Source organism: Finegoldia sp. P1-F-LS, assembly GCF_052932205.1.
Genome location: NZ_JBRFJH010000004.1, coordinates 110,093 through 130,358 on the forward strand (window position 1 = coordinate 110,093; position 20,266 = coordinate 130,358).

18 protein-coding genes are annotated in these 20,266 nt (G+C 31.3%); all 18 read right to left on the minus strand.

Translation table 11 applies throughout. The features are described from left to right. Positions 1 to 56: 56 nt before the first annotated feature. The 18 genes from ACU68Y_RS04935 to tig all read right to left on the minus strand — a co-directional run bounded on the left by ACU68Y_RS04935 (position 57) and on the right by tig (position 20,160). Positions 57 to 1,580 (minus strand): S41 family peptidase, encoded by a 1,524-nt coding sequence (locus tag ACU68Y_RS04935; RefSeq protein WP_446755603.1) that lies wholly within the window; start codon positions 1,578 to 1,580, stop codon positions 57 to 59. Between the two features lie 429 nt (positions 1,581 to 2,009). Then, complete coding sequence (locus ACU68Y_RS04940) at positions 2,010 to 3,095, minus strand: phage tail protein (protein ID WP_316530551.1); 1,086 nt, start codon at positions 3,093 to 3,095, stop codon at positions 2,010 to 2,012. Between the two features lie 71 nt (positions 3,096 to 3,166). Then, a complete protein-coding gene (locus ACU68Y_RS04945; RefSeq protein ID WP_002835111.1) occupies positions 3,167 to 3,508 on the minus strand; it encodes a type II toxin-antitoxin system PemK/MazF family toxin in 342 nt (113 codons plus the stop codon). 109 nt (positions 3,509 to 3,617) lie between these two features. Next, positions 3,618 to 4,793: an alanine racemase gene (gene alr / locus ACU68Y_RS04950; RefSeq protein WP_002839539.1), complete on the minus strand. Its 1,176-nt coding sequence runs from the start codon at positions 4,791 to 4,793 to the stop codon at positions 3,618 to 3,620. After that, complete coding sequence (locus tag ACU68Y_RS04955) at positions 4,793 to 5,632, minus strand: NAD(P)H-hydrate dehydratase (RefSeq protein ID WP_446755602.1); 840 nt, start codon at positions 5,630 to 5,632, stop codon at positions 4,793 to 4,795. The genes alr and ACU68Y_RS04955 overlap by 1 nt, the downstream gene beginning before the upstream one ends. A gap of 1 nt (position 5,633) precedes the next feature. Then, complete coding sequence (gene acpS, locus ACU68Y_RS04960) at positions 5,634 to 5,987, minus strand: holo-ACP synthase (protein WP_446755601.1); 354 nt, start codon at positions 5,985 to 5,987, stop codon at positions 5,634 to 5,636. Further along, on the minus strand, positions 5,977 to 7,344 hold the full coding sequence (locus tag ACU68Y_RS04965) for a GTP pyrophosphokinase (RefSeq protein ID WP_035112988.1): 1,368 nt from the start codon (positions 7,342 to 7,344) through the stop codon (positions 5,977 to 5,979). Before ACU68Y_RS04965 ends, acpS begins: the two co-directional genes overlap by 11 nt. 98 nt (positions 7,345 to 7,442) lie before the next feature. Beyond that, entirely contained in the window at positions 7,443 to 7,706 is a 264-nt protein-coding gene (locus ACU68Y_RS04970) for a DUF3343 domain-containing protein (RefSeq protein WP_446755600.1), read from the minus strand. Next, positions 7,696 to 8,979, minus strand: coding sequence for a double-cubane-cluster-containing anaerobic reductase (locus ACU68Y_RS04975; protein ID WP_002837167.1), 1,284 nt, complete (start codon positions 8,977 to 8,979; stop codon positions 7,696 to 7,698). The genes ACU68Y_RS04970 and ACU68Y_RS04975 overlap by 11 nt, the downstream gene beginning before the upstream one ends. 12 nt (positions 8,980 to 8,991) lie before the next feature. After that, positions 8,992 to 9,786, minus strand: a complete 795-nt coding sequence (locus tag ACU68Y_RS04980; protein WP_446755599.1) for a 2-hydroxyacyl-CoA dehydratase — start codon at positions 9,784 to 9,786, stop codon at positions 8,992 to 8,994. After that, positions 9,786 to 10,541: an acyl-CoA dehydratase activase gene (locus tag ACU68Y_RS04985; RefSeq protein ID WP_446755598.1), complete on the minus strand. Its 756-nt coding sequence runs from the start codon at positions 10,539 to 10,541 to the stop codon at positions 9,786 to 9,788. Before ACU68Y_RS04985 ends, ACU68Y_RS04980 begins: the two co-directional genes overlap by 1 nt. Before the next feature lie 199 nt (positions 10,542 to 10,740). Next, a complete protein-coding gene (locus ACU68Y_RS04990; protein ID WP_060790351.1) occupies positions 10,741 to 12,048 on the minus strand; it encodes an NCS2 family permease in 1,308 nt (435 codons plus the stop codon). 11 nt (positions 12,049 to 12,059) lie between these two features. Beyond that, positions 12,060 to 13,973 (minus strand): ABC-F family ATP-binding cassette domain-containing protein, encoded by a 1,914-nt coding sequence (locus tag ACU68Y_RS04995; protein WP_446755597.1) that lies wholly within the window; start codon positions 13,971 to 13,973, stop codon positions 12,060 to 12,062. 54 nt (positions 13,974 to 14,027) lie between these two features. Next, positions 14,028 to 14,570, minus strand: coding sequence for a phosphodiesterase (gene yfcE / locus ACU68Y_RS05000; RefSeq protein ID WP_446755596.1), 543 nt, complete (start codon positions 14,568 to 14,570; stop codon positions 14,028 to 14,030). Continuing rightward, a complete protein-coding gene (gene lon / locus ACU68Y_RS05005) occupies positions 14,570 to 16,900 on the minus strand; it encodes an endopeptidase La (protein WP_002839518.1) in 2,331 nt (776 codons plus the stop codon). Before lon ends, yfcE begins: the two co-directional genes overlap by 1 nt. A gap of 63 nt (positions 16,901 to 16,963) precedes the next feature. Then, positions 16,964 to 18,199 (minus strand): ATP-dependent Clp protease ATP-binding subunit ClpX, encoded by a 1,236-nt coding sequence (gene clpX / locus ACU68Y_RS05010; RefSeq protein WP_002837294.1) that lies wholly within the window; start codon positions 18,197 to 18,199, stop codon positions 16,964 to 16,966. Positions 18,200 to 18,209: 10 nt separating this feature from the next. Then, positions 18,210 to 18,797 (minus strand): ATP-dependent Clp endopeptidase proteolytic subunit ClpP, encoded by a 588-nt coding sequence (clpP, locus tag ACU68Y_RS05015; RefSeq protein ID WP_002835127.1) that lies wholly within the window; start codon positions 18,795 to 18,797, stop codon positions 18,210 to 18,212. 40 nt (positions 18,798 to 18,837) lie between these two features. Continuing rightward, entirely contained in the window at positions 18,838 to 20,160 is a 1,323-nt protein-coding gene (tig, locus tag ACU68Y_RS05020; protein WP_094202773.1) for a trigger factor, read from the minus strand. Between the last annotated feature and the right edge of the window lie 106 nt (positions 20,161 to 20,266).

Genomic DNA, 20,266 nt, shown 5'->3' on the forward strand with positions numbered 1-20,266 from the left:
TGCCATTTCGGCAGATTTATTTTTAGACAATATTATTCTCCAACTACCTGCTTTAATTAATCAATAATAGACTTCATTTTATTAAATAACGAATTGTCTCCTTCATCTCTCAATGCATAATTCATCGCTGGGTCATTTCCTATCATATAATCTGAAAATGATTGTTCTGCATGGAAGTCTGGTGTAAGCATATCATTCTTGTAATCATAATTTTTGTAATTGTGCTTAAATACATCTTCCTTCTCGTAATTTTGAACATCTATGAATCTTGCAGCATACTGGCAATAAGTTCTAAGATTTTTTATATAAAACAGACTATCAACTCCAGTAGTAGTTTTAATTGTAAATCCTGAATCTCCACCTATTATTTCAACATTATCTAGTGTTCTCATTGTTTCTATTGTCGCAAATCCTGATGCCGAATATGTGAAGTTACCTACTAATATTTTTATTTTCGTCTCTGGATTTAATATTTGATAAAATTCCAATTCTTTTAATATTTGATGATATAATTCACTTCTTCCTCCTCCATTAAATCTTAAATCAATAATGATTTTTGAAGGCTTAATTTTATGTAATTTTTCATTTATTTCTTTTGAAAAACTGTGCATGTTGAATTCTGCATTATCCGAACATAAATTATAATAAATTATTAAATTTTTATTTTTTACTGTAGCATAAAAATTTTTTTCAGTTTGATTTATTATCTTTAGTGGTCTAATAGTTGTATGATCAATGTTTTTCATCTTTTCATTCATTTTTTTTACATCTATAAAGTACATGCCCGAATAATCTGAATCAACTTTACCATATTGCCAATCTTCAATTTTTAATGGATTAATATTTTTGTATAATATTTTACCATTTTTCTTCATTTTTAATTGTACTTCTTGTCCTTTTACTATGCTTTCTCTCTTTAACATATCAAGATTCACTAAGTAAACAGTTGCACTTATATCTCTAAAATTTTGGTTTTCTCCATACTCATACTTAAATAATTTACTTTTAACTTCTTCTATTGAAATATCATTTATTGCTAAAAGTTCGCTTCCTAGTATATCTGTATAATTTTTAGGACAATCAGTAATAAACACTCCATCAGAATACTTAAATAGTTTTATTGGCAAAATTTCTGTAAAATAATTATCTTTAATCCCAACATGACCTTGTTTTAAGCTAGATGTCAGTATCTTCAAATCTAATATAGTATTTACTATTGTATGTTCTTTTCTATTTTTAATAAATTTGTCGCATTCTGTCGAAAATTCCTCTCTGGACGTATTATTAAAAATAACATGATTTTCTTTCAAAAAGTTTTCTACATCTTTTATAGTTTTTTCATATTCTTCTTGTGATATTTTGCTTTTTAAATCAATAGTAATTTTGTCTTCTAAATCTATATTTCCTTCTATAATATTTTCATGTATATAATCAGGCACTTCTTGTACATTATTCGAATAGGTAAATCCTGAGCAAAAAATCAAAAAAATTAAACTAAGTATTGTTTTAGTAATAAAGCTAATTAATTTTTTCTTTTTATAACTTATACAAATGTGTTCTCTTTCCCTATTATTTTTCACGCTAATTTTCACTCCTTTTGATATTAAAACATAAAATTTACAATTTATTTGATATTTGACTTCTAATTTGTCGATATTAGTTTAAATGATATTTTTTTATGTATAGAATTAAGTTGCGTAACGTTTTCATAATATTTAAATAAAAGTCTTGCTATTAATTAATATTACCTTTAATAGATTTTATTGTCAAGAATTTACTTATTTAATTTCCTAATAAATGTGTGCTATTTAATCTATATCCTTGTGTATTAATGATATATTATCAATGTTCTTTATCTAATATAGATATTCCTTGATTTTGCTAAGTTATTTCTTTTATTTAAAATTTCAATATGTGATATAGTAATATATTCTTTTTTGAAATTATAATATGAACTAAAAAAACAGGGACATTATTTTTTAATGTCCCTGTAAGATTGGCCTAATATTTTATTTAAAATCCAATTTATCTACGAATTTTAGTATTTCTAATAGCTTAGTCCTTTTTTTGAATGTTTTCTCTATGTTTTTCTTCAAATATAGATACAAATCATCATTTCCAATTTCAAATGATTTGATTTCCATGACAATATTCATGTATTTTTTGTCTTTGTATGTGCTTTTTAATCTCTTTCGATAAATTTCCCAAACTTTTTCAAATGTTTTGTCTTTGTCTTGTTTGATGAGTTCTTCTACGAAAAGTATAAAATAATACGAATCGTGTATTGATGACAAGTTTTTGAATACATTCGTATAATCTTCTTCGTTCAAATATTTCTTGGTTTCAGATATTATTTCTTTTTCCATTTCAATTGAGTAATTATCATTGTCCAAGCTTTGTGAAAGCATTATTACGTAATCGTTGATTAATTTGAATGTGGATTCTTTGTCGTCGACTTTTGAGTATTTGTATAGAAACTCTCTCCATTTTGCTATGAATTTCGTCATGTAATTCATAAGTATATACGTTCTGACATCTATTGTGAACACGTAATTGGGTGTGAATATGAAGAACTTTTTGAAATAATCAAAATATTTTAACAATGCATCTGATATCATACTTATGGATAAGGTAGTGACTATTTCTTGGTTTTCTTCTGTTAATTGGATTTTTCCTTTTAATAATGATGGACTATTTCCATATTGTATGAGTTTTTTGATTGCGTATACGAATAGATAAGAATATGATTTATCATCTTCGATTTTGTCGAACAAATCTTGTAACATATCAAAATCTTTGTCTTTAATTAGATATAGTATCGTCTTTTTGTGAAGTTGTACTTCGCTCATATCGCTGTAGTAATTCACAACTGAAGAAAATGAATTTTCTTGTTCACGTTCTACTAGGTCGATTAGTTCGATGTCGCTGTTTCTGTCGTTAATGTATATGTCGTTAATTTTAAGAAGTTCTTGTTCGCTATTTTCGTTTTTGAATGCGAACTTCTTTTTGTTCCAATCGTAGATGCTTAATCCATCTGTTCCTGTTTTTTTGTATATTAAAAAGTTGTTTAATCTAAAAATATCGTAATTTTCCATAGCTTAAATTATATACAAAAAAAGCTACCAAATCAAATTTGATAACTTTTTTATAAAATATGTAGTTTAGATTATATACCCACAGATATTTTTAAAGCTTCATCCAACTTTATCAGAACTCTATCATCAAAGCTACCTACTTTTTCACGAAGCCTTTTTTTATCAATAGTTCTTATTTGTTCAGCTAAAATAACTGAATTTTTCGGTAAACCGTACTTGGATCGTTCTATTGCCACATGTGTTGGTAATTTCGCTTTATTTATTTGTGAAGTAATAGCTGCTATGACTACGGTTGGACTGTATTTGTTTCCCACATCATTTTGAACAACAACGACAGGTCTTACACCACCCTGCTCAGATCCAACAACAGGGCTTAAGTCTGCGTAAAATATGTCTCCTCTTTTTACTTTCATAAACTCACCCTATAAACTCTTCGCTATTTTAAGAACTGTTTTTATTATATCCAAAACACTTCAAGAAATCAATATCATAAACTTGCCCAACTTAAAAGCTGGGCTAAGATTAGTTGATTTTTTGTAAATAATCACACACTTCTACGACTTTTCCATTTCTAGTATAAATTCTAGGAATTCTCATTGTAACTCTACACAAAAGCTCATAGACATTTGTGTTTGCCATTTCTGCCAACTCATACAATGATATTTCTCCCATGTCATCTTTTCCGAACAACAAAACTTTGTCGCCGACTTTTACATCTCTAATGTATGTTACATCTATCATAATTTGGTCCATGCAGACTTTTCCCAAAATTTTTGCTTTTTTGCCGTTGATAATCACATAGGCTTTGTTGGATAATTCCAAAGGATAACCATCAGCATAACCTATTGTCGCTGTTGCAACTACTGTTTCAGAGTTTGTCGTGAAGGTTCTTCCATATCCAATGTCCGTTCCTTTTGGAACTGTTTTAATCATTGACACTGTTGTGTAAAGCGAAGATATTTCTTCCAGATTTAACCTAGAATTTTCTCTTACATAATCTGATGCGTGATAGCCGTAAAGTCCGATTCCGCATCTTATCATATCTAAGAAATATCCGTGAATTATCGCTCCTGCATCATTTGCTATGTGTTTTATTGGAACAGTTATTCCTCTGTTTTCCACATCAATCATAAAACCAATGTATGTATTGTATTGTTCTTTGGTATAGGAATAATCTTCACTATCAGCATCTGAAAAATGACTGTAAATTCCTTGCAACACTACATTATCCATTTTATAAATTTTGAATATTTCTTCCAAGCATTTATCGTGATCAAGTCTAACTTGGAACCCTAATCTTGTCATTCCTGTGTCGATTTTGATGTGAACTTTGCATATTTTGTTCAAACTTTTTGCAACGTTATTGATTTCAACTGCAGTATCGTAATCGTAAACTGTTAATTCGATGTTGTTTTTGATTGCGACTTCAATGTTTTCATTGGAAATGTAGCCTAAAATCATGATTGGTTTGAATATTCCATTTTTGCGAAGTTCCAAGGCTTCATTTATATTGGACACTGCAAAGTAATCTATTCCCAAATATTCCAATTCTTTTGTAATAAATGCTGCGCCTTGCCCATAAGCATTGGCCTTTACAACGGCACACATTTTGACTAAATTGCTTATGTTTTTGATTTCTTTGTAATTGTGTTTTAATTTATCTAAATCAACCTTCAAATAACTTTGATATTTAAACATTATTTCTCCTTACAAGCATTAATCGCTTCCGGTAAATTTCTAATAATATCCGATGCAATAATGCTGTCCTCTCCTATTTTTTGTTTTGCAAAATCTCCAGCCAGTCCGTGAATGTAAACTCCCAATTTACAAGCCTCGAACACATCTCTGTTGTGCATAAAACTTGCAATAATTCCAGACAAACAATCCCCACTTCCAGCTGTTGCCATTCCAGCGTTTCCTGTATTGTTTACATAAATTTCATCATTTTTTGCGACGATTGTGTGATGACCTTTGAGAACTACTATACATTTGTGTTTTTTTGAAAAATCTGATGCAACTTTTTCTCTGTTTTGATTGATATATTCTACATCCAATCCCGAAAGTCTACTAAATTCCAGTGGATGTGGAGTTATGGCAACAGAATAATCATCAAATTCTAGTTCACTGAAATCTTTTATTGAATTCAATCCATCTGCATCTATCAACACTGGTTTATGGAAGTTTTTGAGTACAGATTTTATCAACTCGTAATTTAATTTATCTTTTCCCATTCCACATCCAATTGCTACGCAGTTTTTATTGGAAATATATTCTAAAATTTGAGAAATAGAATTATCACTCAATTTTTTATCCTCACATTCAAGTGGAAGTATTATATTCTCAACGGATTTAATTTGCATAATTTCCGAGATAATTTCAGGAACAATTGTGTACACCAATCCACTTCCGCATCTAAGTGCTGCCATACTCGCCAAGTAGACGCTGCCACACATTCCGTTCGAACCACCAACTATGCATACTCTTCCGTAGTTTCCTTTATTGGAAAAGGGATTTCTTTTTTTTATTGTAAAATCCATTCTAATCCTCCAACATCAACACGCACATTGCTACTGCATATTCTCCATCATGAGAAATGGATGCATCAATATCTAAAACTTTTGGAAATTTATCTGTATTTAATTTTACAACTAATCCGTTATCATGTATAGACTCTACATCCATAAAACTCATTTTACCAATTCCAGTCTTCAAAGCTTTTGACACTGCCTCTTTCATGCAAAACATCCCTGTAATAGTCTGGAAACTTCTATTTTTGGATTCAATATATGAAATTTCTCGTTCAGTGAAGACTTTTTTCATAAATTTATCCAGATTTTTTATGTTTTTTATTCGTGAAACTCTTAGAATATCAGTTCCACATCTAATCTTCATTTTTGATTCCTTCAAATTTTTCCAAGAATTTGTTTCTCAATGCTAAAAAATCTAACTTTTCAATATCTTCCACGCTTTCCACATCTTTTACGAAATCTTCTACGATTTCTCCGATTATTTCAAATGAATTTTGTGAAAAGTTATTAATATTATATGATTCTGACAAATATTTTATACTTTCTTTCACTAATTTATCCGTCAAAATATCTTGGTAAGTTTGGTTGATATTGCAGTTACTGATTTCTTTTTCGATGATTCTTCTTATGGAATATATCACATAATACACAAAATCCATGAAAATCTCGTCGTTTTCTCTGTCATCAATGGCAAATAATATCGACAGACAGAAATTCCAGTTGAAGTCCTTGTCCAATCTGCTATTGAGTCCTTGTGCAAATGATGTGTGAATGTAATCTCCAAATTCCATATCTGAAAAATCATACAACTCACCAAAACTAATCGGCTTGTTACTTATTGCATTTACTTTGTTTAATATGTCGATTAACCTCTCTTCGTATTGTTTTTTCTCTAATACATCCATCACAGAAAACAGATAATCGCTGACCACATTTGCAATATTTCTCATATCTATTACAAATCCTAGATTGTATTTTAGCTTGAGCATGTAACCATCATGAATCATTTTTGTTATGATGCTCTTAAATTGTTGTCTTGTTGCATCATCTTCGTTTGATTCTACTGTCATCATTTTTTTATAAACACTGTTGAGTTGTTTGTCGATAATTGTAAGGTTGTTTTTGATTGAATACATCACATCACGTATCAAATCTTCTGTCATTACATAGTTTGAATTTTTGTACAAAATCGAATGATCTACTTCTCCCCAGAATACATTAACCATGGATTTTATTTGCACTTCGAAATTTATTTTCATTTCTTCATTTTCCACGAAAATTGCGTCAATTTTATAAATTTCAAACCCGTTTTTTTGTTTTTGTGGTTGAGGTTGATCCAAATTAAGCCTGATTCTCATATCATACTTGGAGTAATAATAGCCATTTTCGTCTTTGTAATAAAAAAGTCTTTTCAAATATTCGTACAAATCTTTTTCGTTTTCATTGAAACGACATTCTATTCTAACTCCTATCAAATCCGGAAATAGACTGAACACATCTTCTACGTCTTTACATTTTATATAATAATTTTGTTTTAGTATTTTTTCTTTGATGCTGTCTTCTTTTTTTACACGTGCGTTAATATTAATAACATCTTCGTTCGTTTCAAAAACTTTACTGAAAAACTCTTTTGCTTCTTCCGCAACAAAGTTTATAAATTTATTGCGACTATTTATTAATTTAACAGCATCATTCATAAATTGAAAAATTCCAGCTCTCATTTTTATTCTCCTTTTTATTGCTACTATTATTTTACCATATTTAAGCTTTTCACAAGCATTAAAAAAGAGCACTGCGTGTGCTCTTTTGATTTTACAATTTATAGAAACTTCATCCTGTTGGGATTAATATCTCGTTCTATTTCGTGAAAGCCCTTGATTTCGATGTTATTTTCTTCTATAATTTCTTCGATTTTGGGTTTGTCCTCCAAGTTATCGTACAATATAGAAATCCCACAACACACATCCAAAACTCTTGGTGTTGGCGCAATCGTAGCTTTAATAGAATTTTGTTTGATTAAATCGTAAAGTTTTTGTCCGTTTGCTACATCTTTGAACAAGATGTAGTTCATTTTATCTGCCATTTTCAATCATTTCAACGAACGCTTCAATTCTTGTCTTCAATTGTTCGCTGTCTTCGTCTGTATAATCAGTTTCAATTCCCAATACTGGAATGTTGTGGTCTTTAAGTTCTTTTTCTACAATGTGACCTTCTGTATCGTAAATATTACAGAATTTTAAGTTAACATCGATTACACCATCAACGTTGTATTCTTTTGCAAGTCTGATGATGTCGTCAACTCTTTCAGTGTTTGGAGTGTAGCATGCACAGTTGATACCTTTCATGTATCTATCTGTTAAGTGATCAACCATTTCGTCCATAGTCTTTCCAGATTCATCTACTGTTAATTCGAAATATCTTGAACCTGTACACATTTCTTCACATACAACTGCTGCTCCACTTGATTCGATGATGTGGTGTAATTTCCAGTTTGGAATGGACAATGGAGTTCCTGTTAACATTAATCTTGTAGCGCCTTTTTTGTACACACTAACGTTTTGTTCTTTTCTCTTATCCAATTCATCGCATAATTCATTAACTTTTTGTGCAAATCTTGTTGGGTCATCGTAGAATGCAATTTGTGAAATCAATAAGCAGTCCTTACCACTGATTGGAACATTATCTAATTTACGGAATTCCCATAATCTTTGCATTGCACGTCTTTTGTTATTGATTAAAACAATAGCATCGTGTAAAGATTCTGGAGTTAATTTGTTGCCAGTTAATTCTTCGATTCTATCGATATATCTGTAAACTTCGTCTTTGAAGAATTCAACGTCTTTGTCTCTTTTCATTTGTGGCAAATCGAAGATATACATTGGCGCATCTTTTGACATGATTTCCCAAGCTTTTTTCTTGCCATCGCAAGTTGTTTCTCCAACGAATAAGTCTGCAAGTCTGAAGAATGGACAAGTTTTTTCAAATCTAGCACCCAAAGATGCCTTGATTAGCGGACATGTTGCAGTTGGAAGATATTTTTCTCCACCTGGTACCCAGAATTGTGATCCTGAACACAAACCAGTATTGATAGCTCCGCAGCCAAATACTACTTCATCAGGAACGTGAATACAGAATGTTCCTACAACCTTTCCGCCGTTTTTTTGGAATTCGATTAATTCAGCTGGTCTAATCCCGTGGATTTCTGCAACAACCATGTTGAAATAATCCATTTTTTCTGGTCTGTTTTCTTGTGATAAATATACATCACCAAATGCTTGTGGTAAAACTTCACATAAAACGTCGTGTTGATCGACATCCATTCCTAAATCTTCCCACATTTTTCTGTAATCTGCCATTTTAAATACCCCCTAGTAAGTAATTACATTATCATCATAATCAAATTGGCTGCAGTTACATATCACATAATCTGGTTTGAAATCAAATTGCCTGTACTTTTCATCTATGTATTCAAAACCTTTTTTTGTAAAAATATCGTGATATTCACCTTCACAAAAATAGCCTTCTTTGATTAACTGATCAAATTTTTTGTACACTCCAGCTGCTGCCTGAAGTTTTACAGATGATTTTTCCCTAAATGAATCATCTATATGTCGTTTGATGAATTCTATTCTTTTGTCAATGTCGAAGATAAATTTGGAGAAATACTCCACCTCATAAATTCTTCTCTCATCGATATCGCATTTTCTGAGATTGAATATAAGAGATGAAATTTCTCTTGATTTTTCGATTAGTTCATAGAACTTTTTTTCGTCAAATTTTTTGTTTAATTTTTCTTCCAAATACGCAATCAAAGACTTGTAATCTTTGTATTTGTACACGAAAACATCCTTGTTAGTTTTCTTTTTCAAAGTTTCGTAACGAATTTTGCAACTATCATCTACTATAAAAAACGATGAACTAAACATAAAAGGACATCTCCCGAGTTCCAAATAAGCAAAAGAAGAATTCAACATATCACAGTAGTTATTATCCGTATAATCTTCTGTGACTTCCCTATCTATTCCATAAGAATACACCGTTGTAACTCCAAAACTCTCGACGATTTCCCATGGAACTCTACCCCACAATGAAACAACAGTTGTAGATTCTCTCAATGTGAGTGCATCGATGTATGCGTTTTTTCTAATATCCAAATAATCCATTATCTTGCTAAGACTGCTGCTCCTATTGCCCCTGCAAATCTTGCATTCTCGTTTGTTTCTACAGTTGCTGACAAAAGCTCTGACAAATGTTCTGTCATATAATCATTTCCCGAAAAACCTCCAGTTAAGAAATAATAATCTGTAGCAGGAAGTCTGTGAACCAAAGTCTTCACTTTGTTAATAATAGAATTAATTACACCACAAGCAATATCTTCTTTAGGTGTACCTTTTCCAATTAATGAAATAATTTCTGTTTCTGCAAATACTGTACACATTGAAGAAATCTTGACATCTTTTCCAGTTCTTGCCAATGCAAACATTTCGTCAAGTCCAACTCCAAGACGATTTGCCATTACTTCCAAAAATTTTCCAGTACCGGCAGAACATTTATCATTCATTATGAAATCTTCCACCATACCATTTTTGTAGCTTATCGCTTTTGTATCTTGTCCCCCAATATCGATAATAGTCATGTCAGCGTCGTTGAAAAAACTTGCGCCCTTTGCATGGCATGTTATTTCTGTAACAACTTTGTCCGCAAAAGGAACAGAAACTCTTCCGTATCCCGTAGCGACAACTTTGCTATTATCTTCGTTAACCCCATTTGATTCAAGCCATTCTTTGATAGTTTTGCTAGTTTCAACAGAACTCCATCCTGTTGGCATAACTTTCTTGAATACAATTTCTTTTTTTGAATCATCCAACACAACTACCTTTGAAGCAGTTGATCCGATATCAATTCCTACATAATACATATTTATCACCAATTTCATTATAACATCAAATAAAACCTTTTTATGGTTTATAGAATCATTCAATAAATATGGCCTTATTTATTGATAAAATTTATAAATAAAATTCTCTACTACAATAAATCAAATTTTTAAATCTAAAATAATTTTTAGCAAAAAAATAGTAGCGCATTTTAAAATGCACTACTCATTTATTTTTTATTTAAAATAATGGCCAAATTATTCTTAAAACGAATACTATTGCCAAGATATACATCAAAATTGAAATATCTTTTCTTTTTCCTGCTAATAATTTAATCAATACATAGCTTATCATTCCAAAAGAAATTCCTTCTGCGATTGAATAACAAAATGGCATTGCAATTATTGTTATAAATGCTGGAATTGCTTCCGAATAATCGTAAAAGTCGATTTCTTTGATTGAGCTAAGCATGAATAATCCAACGATTACTAATGCAGGTCCTGTTGCTTGTGCAGGAATCATTCCAAACACTGGGAACAAGAATAAGCTTAGGAAGAAAAAGAATGCAGTAGATAAAGCTGTAAGGCCACTTCTTCCACCTTCTGCAACTCCTGATGCTGATTCAACAAATGTAGTTACTGTACTTGTTCCAAGCAAAGCACCAGCTGTTGTACCAATTGCATCTGCTAATAATGCAGGAGAAGCTTCTTTTAATTTACCTTGTTCATCTAACATTCCAGCTTTTGCACTAACCCCTACCAAAGTTCCAACGGTATCAAAAATATCTACAAATAAGAATGTGAACACTACTGTGAACATATCGAAAGTAAATATCTTGTCGAATTGAATTTGAAAAGCTACTGGAGCTAATGATGGTGGCAATGTTATTGGAGATCCACCTTGGTATTTTGACACTCCCAAAATCAACGCCAAAATTGTTGATGCCAAAATTCCATACATCAACGCTCCTTTGATTTCTCTAGCCAAAAGCAATGCGATAATGAATAATCCTACAACGAAAACTACACTTTCTCTGCTCAATAGATTTCCTAATTGTAAAACAGTACCTTCACCTTTTAAAATAATTCCTGAATTTACTAAACCAACTAACGCTATAAAAAGTCCAATTCCACAACTAACTGCTTTTTTCAAATTAATTGGAATCGCATCAAAAATCATTTCTCTTACTTTAAATAGTGAGAGAATTAAAAATATAATACCTTCTAAAAATACTGCAGTAAGCGCAAATTGCCAAGTATAGCCCAATGTTTTAACAACTGTAAATGTAAAAAATGCATTAAGTCCCATACCTGGAGCAAGTCCAAATGGTAAGTTCGCTAAAAAAGCCATGCAAATCATTGCAATTATACTTGCAACTACACTAGCCGTAAAAACACCGCCCTTGTCCATTCCAGTTTGGCTCAACATTTGTGGATTTACTGCTAAGATATAACTCATAGTCATAAACGTAGTAAATCCTGCCATTAATTCCGTCTTAACATCTGTTTTTTTCTCAGTTAAACGAAATCTTTTTTCTAAAAAATCCAAGTTTTCCCTCCTTAATTTTTATCAAAATCTTCGTATTCCAATTGTTTATCTTCCCAATCTGAATACAAAGAATTTTTCTCAGCGTTAAGATTTTCCAATTCTTCATTTAATTCAAGAATTTTTTTCGGATCATCGTAAATGTCATTTTGACAAAAAATATCTTCAATTTCTTTGATTCTCTCATCAATTTTATCAATATTTGATTCGATAGTCTCGATTTGTTTCCTTAATTTTTTAAGATTATTAGTAATAGCGCGTTGTTTTTTCTTTTCCTTAACAGCGGCAGTTTTGTTCAAACTTTCTTCTGTTTCATCTGTTTTAGAATCATTTATTTTTTCTTGATAATAATCGTAATTTCCAAGGAAAGTCGTCGATTTGTCTTTTTCTAATACAATAATTTTATCACAAACTCTATTTAAAAAGTATCTATCGTGGCTAATTACAAAAACCGTACCCTCGTAATTTATTAAAGAATCTTCCAAACTTTCCTTTGAGTCTATGTCCAAGTGGTTAGTAGGTTCGTCCAGTAATAAAAAATTTGATTTTGAAAGCATCAACTTCAATAACGATACACGAGCCTTTTCTCCACCACTTAAATCTTCAATCAGTTTGAAGATATCGTCTCCAACAAAATTCATAATAGCAAGCGCACTTCTGATTTCGTAGTGAGTCATTTTGGGATATTCGTCCCAGATTTCATCGATAATCGTGTTTTTGTCGTTCAAATAAATTTGTTCTTGGTCGAAATATCCGATATTAACATTAGATCCTAATCTGAATTTTCCTGAAGTTGGTTTTAATTTTTTAGTTATAATATTAAATAAAGTCGTTTTACCAACCCCATTTGCTCCGATTAGTCCAACTCTTTCTTCCTTATATATATCTAAGTTACAGTTCTCAAAAATTAACTTGTCGTCAATTTTTTTGGACAAATCTTCAACCATCAACACGTCTTTGCCGCTTGGCGAGGATATTTTGAATTTTATTCCAAATGTTCCGTCATCATAAGTAGGCTTATCCATTAGTTTCATTTTATCTAGAAGTTTTTTTCTGGATTGTCCTTGCTTATTCTTTTTCGCATTATCAGTACTTGTATATTTTTCAACGATTTCAAGTTGTCTCTTGTACTCACGTTGCTGATTTTCGTATGTTTTACGTTGAATATCCATGTAGATTTTTCTTTGTTTCATAAAACCAGTGTAATCTGTTTCGTAAGTTTTGATGGTTTTATTTTCCATGTGAAAAATCCTGTTTACAATTCCATCTAAGAAATATCTATCGTGAGAGATTATAACGCAAGCACCTTTGTAATTTTTTAGAAAAGTTTCCAAAAACTCGATAGCTTTGATATCCAAATGGTTGGTAGGTTCGTCTAATAATAATACGTCGCATTTTTGAAGAAGAAGTTTTGCGAGCATTATTCGTGATTTTTGACCACCACTGAAATTAGTGACGTTTTTGTCCAAATCATCATCCGAAAATCCCAGGCCCTTTAATGTGCCTCTGATTTCAGAATCGTAGAGATATCCCCCCATTGATTCGAATCTTTCCAAATCTCTGTGGTATTTGTTCATCAAATCTTCCAAATCTTCAGCATCATTCATTTGATTTTCGTATTCTCGAAGTTTGTTCTCCAATCTCAATACTTCTGAAAAAACACTCAAACATTCTTCGTACAAACTATTACTTGAATCAAATGAATTGTGTTGCTTCAAGTATCCTATTTTCAAATCATTTTTAATGAACAAATCCCCACCGTCTTTTGATAATTCTCCTGTCAAAATATTAAACAAAGTGGATTTGCCAGCACCATTTATTCCTATGATTCCAATTTTATCATTGTCGTTAATATTAAAAGTCACTTTTTCCAAAATGCTCTTATCTAAGAAAGATTTTTCTATGTCTTTTGCGCCTATTAGAATCATTTTTTTCACTTCCTAACTAAACAGTCAATCAACCCAATGATGAGTTAATTGACCTTATTTTTTTAAAGATGACACAACTTTATTTGAATCTACATCTATAAGTTTGATTTCATCTTCATCTATTATTGCGACTGATTTGACACCGTCTTTTGGAATCGAAGGGCTTCCAGGATTTAACAAAATAACTCCGTCTTTTTCTTCCAAAACTTTTACATGAGTGTGACCTGTTATCACGATATCGCAATTATTCGCATTGGCAATCCTAATTCTATTGTCTTCATCTTCTTCATATCCATGAATTGTGAAAATTCTATATTTGCCAAGATTTAATATTCTATGCTTTTGTGTCAAATCGTGTTCAATTACCATTTGATCTACATCGCTGTCGCAATTTCCTCTAGTATAGATTACATTATCCATAGATTTGAAAATAACCGCCAAATCTTTTGGATTATAATCTTCTGGAAGAGCATTACGAGGTCCATGATACAAAACATCTCCCAGATGCAAAATCGTATCGCAATCTTTTAAAATCTCCAGAGCTTTTTTTGTATTGTCCAAAGATCCATGAGTGTCGCTTATTACGCCTATTTTCATTAGATTAATACCTCATCCAAAATTTCTTTTACATTACTTGTAAAATAGAATTTGATTTTTTGTCTTATTTTAGGATCAATATCTTGTATATCTCTCTTGTTTTCTTTCGGCAAGAACACCTTATTGATTCCGTATCTGTGAGCAGCCAATACTTTTTCCTTGACACCACCAATTGCCAAAACCCTTCCTGTAAGTGTTATTTCTCCGGTCATTGCAAAATCGTGTTTTACTTTTCTTCCTGTCAATGCACTAACCAAAGCTGTAACCATTGTAACACCTGCTGATGGGCCGTCTTTTGGAACAGCTCCTTCTGGAACGTGAATGTGAATATCTTTTTCTTTGTAGAATTCACCTTTTATTCCCAAAGCTTCTTGATTGCTTCTGATATATGAAATAGCAGCCATGGCCGATTCTTTCATTACATCTCCAAGTTTTCCTGTAAGTTGTGTTTTGCCGCTACCATCCATTACATTCGCTTCAATTGTAAGAATTACTCCGCCAACTTGTGTCCATGCTAATCCATTTACAACTCCAACTGTATCTTCTCTTGGAATTTCATCATCTAAAACTAATTTAGATCCCAAGAATTTTTCCAAATTTTTATTGTTAACTACAACTTTTTTTACATCGTCTTTTACGATTTTTACCACAGCTTTTCTGATAACTTTCCCGATATTTCTTTCAAGCTCTCTTACTCCACTTTCTCTAGTGTAGTTGTTTATAATTGTATAAATAGCATCTCTTGTGATGTGAAATTGTGATTTATCCATTCCATTTTCTTTTAATTGACGCGGAAGCAAATATCTATTAGCAATTTCAAATTTTTCAGAATCTGTGTAGCTTGTAACTCTGATAACTTCCATTCTATCTAACAAAGCATCTGGGATTTGTTCTTGTGAGTTGGCAGTTGTAATAAATAAAACATCTGACAAATCTACAGGGATTTCGATGTAATTATCTGTAAATTCGCTATTTTGTTCTGGGTCTAAAACTTCCAATAAAGCACTTGCAGGATCTCCTCTAAAATCAGAAGCTAACTTATCAATTTCATCCAATAAAAATACTGGATTTAATTTCTTAGCTTTTTGCAATTGAGTTATAATTCTTCCTGGCATCGCACCAATATAGGTTTTTCTGTGACCTCTAATTTCTGCTTCATCGCGCACACCACCCAATCTCATTGATACAAATTTTCTGTTAGTAGCATCAGCGATTGATCTTGCTATTGAAGTTTTACCAACTCCTGGAGGTCCAACCAAACAAAGTATAGGTCCTTTCAATGATCCTGTCATTTTCTTAACTGCCAAATATTCTAAAATTCTTTTTTTCACATCTTCAAGTCCAAAATGACCATCGTTCAATACTTTTTCTGCTACCTTCAAATCAATTGAACTTTTTGATTTTTTATTCCAAGGAATATCCAATACTTGATCGATGTAATTTCTAATCACAGTACTTTCAGGATTATTTGGATTCATAGAAGATAATCTGTTGATTTCTTTTAAAACGTGTTCTTCGGAATCTTTTTTGAGTTTTAGTTTTTTAACCCTATTAGCATAATCGTCTGTATCTTCGATATCATATTCTTCTCCCAATTCCATCTTAATTTGACGCAATTGTTCTTGAAGAAAATATTCTTTTTGTGTATCAGATATTTCTTTATTTGTTCTTTCTTCGATATCTTCTTTTATCTTCAAAAATTCAATTTCTTTGATTACAAATTTGTACACCAATTCAATTCTTTCATCCATATCCAAAGTTTCTAATAGCAAAATAGAATCCTTGTCATTTAATGAAATAAGCATTGCAATTGTATCTATTAAAGAACTAGGATCTTCTTCATTTAAAAGACCGCCGAGTAAATCTTGTGGCAATGGCTTTTTGATAATTTCTGCCAAACTTTCAAACGAAGAAATAATCATCCTAATCATAGTCAATGATTTATCTGTTGGATGATATTTTGTCTTATCGTACTCCATAACCTCTACGTTTGCTTCTAGGAAACTGTCGTTTTCGACAAAGTCTACGATTTTCGCTCTATCATAAGCTTCTACCAAAACTCTTATATTTCCATTTGGCATTTTAATTGTTTGTTTGATACTTGCAAGAACTCCTGTATGATAAAAATCTTCCTTTGTAATGTTTTCTAACATTGGGTCTTTTTGAGTACAAATAAAAATCTCAGAATTCCTGAGCAAACTAGCATTTAAAGCATTTAATGAAACTTCCCTTCCAACTTCAAAATGTTGGATATTATTTGGAAACAACCACAAACCACGCAACGCGATTATTGGAAGTTTCTTTTCTGATATTGTATAGTATTCTTTCATCAAACTCCTCTTTCGAATTTAATCTATTGATAAAAATAGCTCACCTTACGTGAGCTATTTGTGTTATTTATTATTTGTTTTAAAAACAAGTTTTGGGTCTTTTCCTTCTAGTACACTTTCTTTTGTCAAAATAACTTTTGAAATGTCTTGTCTTGATGGTAGCTCAAACATAATATTCATCAAAGATTTTTCTATTATTGTTCGCAAACCTCTGGCGCCTGTTTTTCTATCATAAGCTAATTTTGCAATAGCTTTTAATGCATCTTCATCAAATTCAAGCTCAACATCATCCATTTTGAATAATTCTTGATATTGTTTGATAACCGCATTTTTAGGTTCCAAAAGTATTCGAATTAAAGCTTGTTCATCTAGTTCATCAAGTGTAACTAAAACTGGAATTCTTCCTACAAATTCAGGAATTAAACCGAATTTAATCAAATCTTCTGGTCTAATATCTTTGAACAATTCAGAAATTTTCTTGTGTTCATTATCTCCCAAATCCGCACCAAAACCTATCGATTTTGTTTCTGTTCTTCTTTCGATTATTTTTTCTAAGCCTTCAAAAGCTCCGCCAACAATGAATAAAATATTTCTCGTATCAACTTGAATATATTCTTGGTTAGGATGCTTTCTTCCACCTTGTGGTGGTACGTTACAAATTGTACCTTCAACTATTTTTAGCAAAGCTTGTTGTACACCTTCACCGCTAACATCTCTAGTGATGGAAGGATTTTCGCTTTTTCTAGTAATCTTGTCGATTTCGTCGATATAGATGATACCTTGTTCTGCTTTTTCGATATCGTAATCTGCCGCTTGAATAAGCTTCAAAATCACATTTTCTACATCTTCTCCGACATATCCAGCTTCTGTAAGACTAGTTGCATCGGCAATAGCAAAAGGAACATCTAATATCTTAGCTAATGTTTCTGCCAAAAGTGTTTTACCACTTCCAGTCGGGCCTACCAATAAAATATTCGATTTTTGTAATTCTACATCATTGTTCATTAGATTAGAATTAATTCTTTTGTAATGATTATATACTGCAACAGCCAAGGCTTTCTTGCCTTCTTCTTGTTTGATTACATAATCATCAAGCACATCCTTGATTTCGATTGGCTTAGGCAAATCAATTCTTTCTTGGATATTATCTACATCTTTGAATTCTTCTTCGATTATGCTATTACATAATGAAACACATTCATCGCAAATAAAAACTCCAGGTCCAGCAATTAATTTTTTTACTTCATCTTGTGATTTCCCGCAAAAAGAACATTTATATTGATTTTCGTTTTTTGGCATAAATATTTCCTTATTTAGAAGTATATATAACTTCGTCTATCAATCCATACTCTTTTGCTTCTTCTGCTGTTAGTATGAAATCTCTGTCTGTATCTCTTTCAATTTTTTCTAGAGGTTGTCCAGTTCTTTCAGATAATATCTTGTTTAATAATTCTCTCTTCTTCAAAATATTCTTAGCGTGAATTTCGATATCACTAGCTTGTCCTTGCGCTCCTCCAAGTGGTTGATGGATTAAAGTATCTGCGTTTGGAAGTGCATATCTTTTTCCTTTTGCTCCACTTGTTAGAAGAATTGCGCCCATACTAGCAGCCATACCAACACAGATAGTTGAAACATCTGGTTTAACGTATTGCATAGTATCGTAAATTGCTAATCCCGCACTTACAGAACCGCCTGGTGAATTAATATATAATTGAATATCCTTTTTAGGATCTTCACTTTCTAAAAACAATAATTGAGCTATAACAAGATCCGCCATCTGATCATTAACTTCGCCTGTAACGAAAATAATTCTTTCTTTTAAAAGTCTAGAGAAAATATCATATGATCTTTCACCTCTATTACTTTGTTCTACAACCATTGGTACTAAAGATGGCATATTAATAACCTCCTATTATTAATTCTAATATATTGAAATATTATTTATCTTCTTTGTCTTCAGATTTTTTAATTTCGAATTTAGTGTTTTCTACTAATTTTTCTAAAGCTTTCTTTCTCTTGATGTCTTCTTTTAAGAATTCAACATTTGGGCTGTTTTTGAATTCTTCGATGAATTTTTCTTCATCGTCTTTTCCATAAACCTTAGCGAATTCTTTTAATTGTTCATCTAATTCTTCATCTGTAGATTCGATTGCTTCTTTTTCGATATATTTTTCTAATACCAAATCGCCCTTAACTTTTAATTCAGCGTTAGCTCTTAATTCTTTTTTAACATCTTCTTCTGAAGTGTTAGTGATTTGGAAGTATTGATCTGTATTTAATCCCATTTGTTGAACTCTTCTTGCAAAATCTTGGAATTGACGATTAACTTCGTTGTCAATCATAGATTCTGGAACTGAAATTTCAGTAGCTTCAATCAAAGCTTCTACAGCTTTGTTTTGTTTTTCAACTAATTGTCTTTGTTCGTTGTCTTTTTCTAAGTGTTCTTTGATGTCTTTCTTGTATTCATCAAGAGTATCGAATTCAGAAACGTCTTTTACGAATTCATCATCTAATTCAGGTAATACTTTTTCTTTGATTGAATTGATTTTACATTCAAACTTAGCATCTTTTCCCTTTAAAGAATCTTCGTGGTAATCTTCTGGGAATTTAACATTAACATCAAATTCATCTCCAGCATTGTGACCTACGATTTGTTCTTCAAATCCTGGAATAAATGTGTGTGAACCTAAAACTAATTCGTAATCTTCAGCTTCTCCACCATCAAATGCTTTATCATCTACAAAGCCTTTGAAATTGATAGAAACAGTGTCGTTTTCTTTAGCTTCTCTTCCTTCAACTTCTTGAACTCTTGCGTTTGATTCTAATTCGTGGTTGACTTTCATATCAACATCAGAATCAGTTACTTTGAATTCTTCGATTTCTGCTGAAAGCTTAGAATAATCACCTAATTCAAATTCTGGTTTTAAATCAACAGTGAATTTTACTTTTACATCATTGTTTTCAGTAATATCATCAAGATCGATGTCAGGTTGAGAAACTGGTTCTAATTCTAATTCTTCGATAGCTTTTTCGTAAATTCCTGGTAATAAAAGATTTACAGCATCTTCGTAAAATAAACCTTCACCGTAAGCTCTTTCCAACATTTTTCTTGGAACTTTACCTTTTCTAAATCCTTTTAAACTAAATCTAGATCTATTCTTTTTGTAACTTTCCTCAATTGCGTTATTGAAATCTTCTGCAGGTATTTCACATGTGAATACCGCTTGGTTATTTTCTTTACTTACAAGCACTGCGCTCATACTTTCCTCCTAATTTTTATTTAAAACTTAAATTAATTTCACTTAAAATAGAAATTCCAGGTAATATTATACCCTAAATACCATTTTTTTTAAAGTTTTTTAGCTA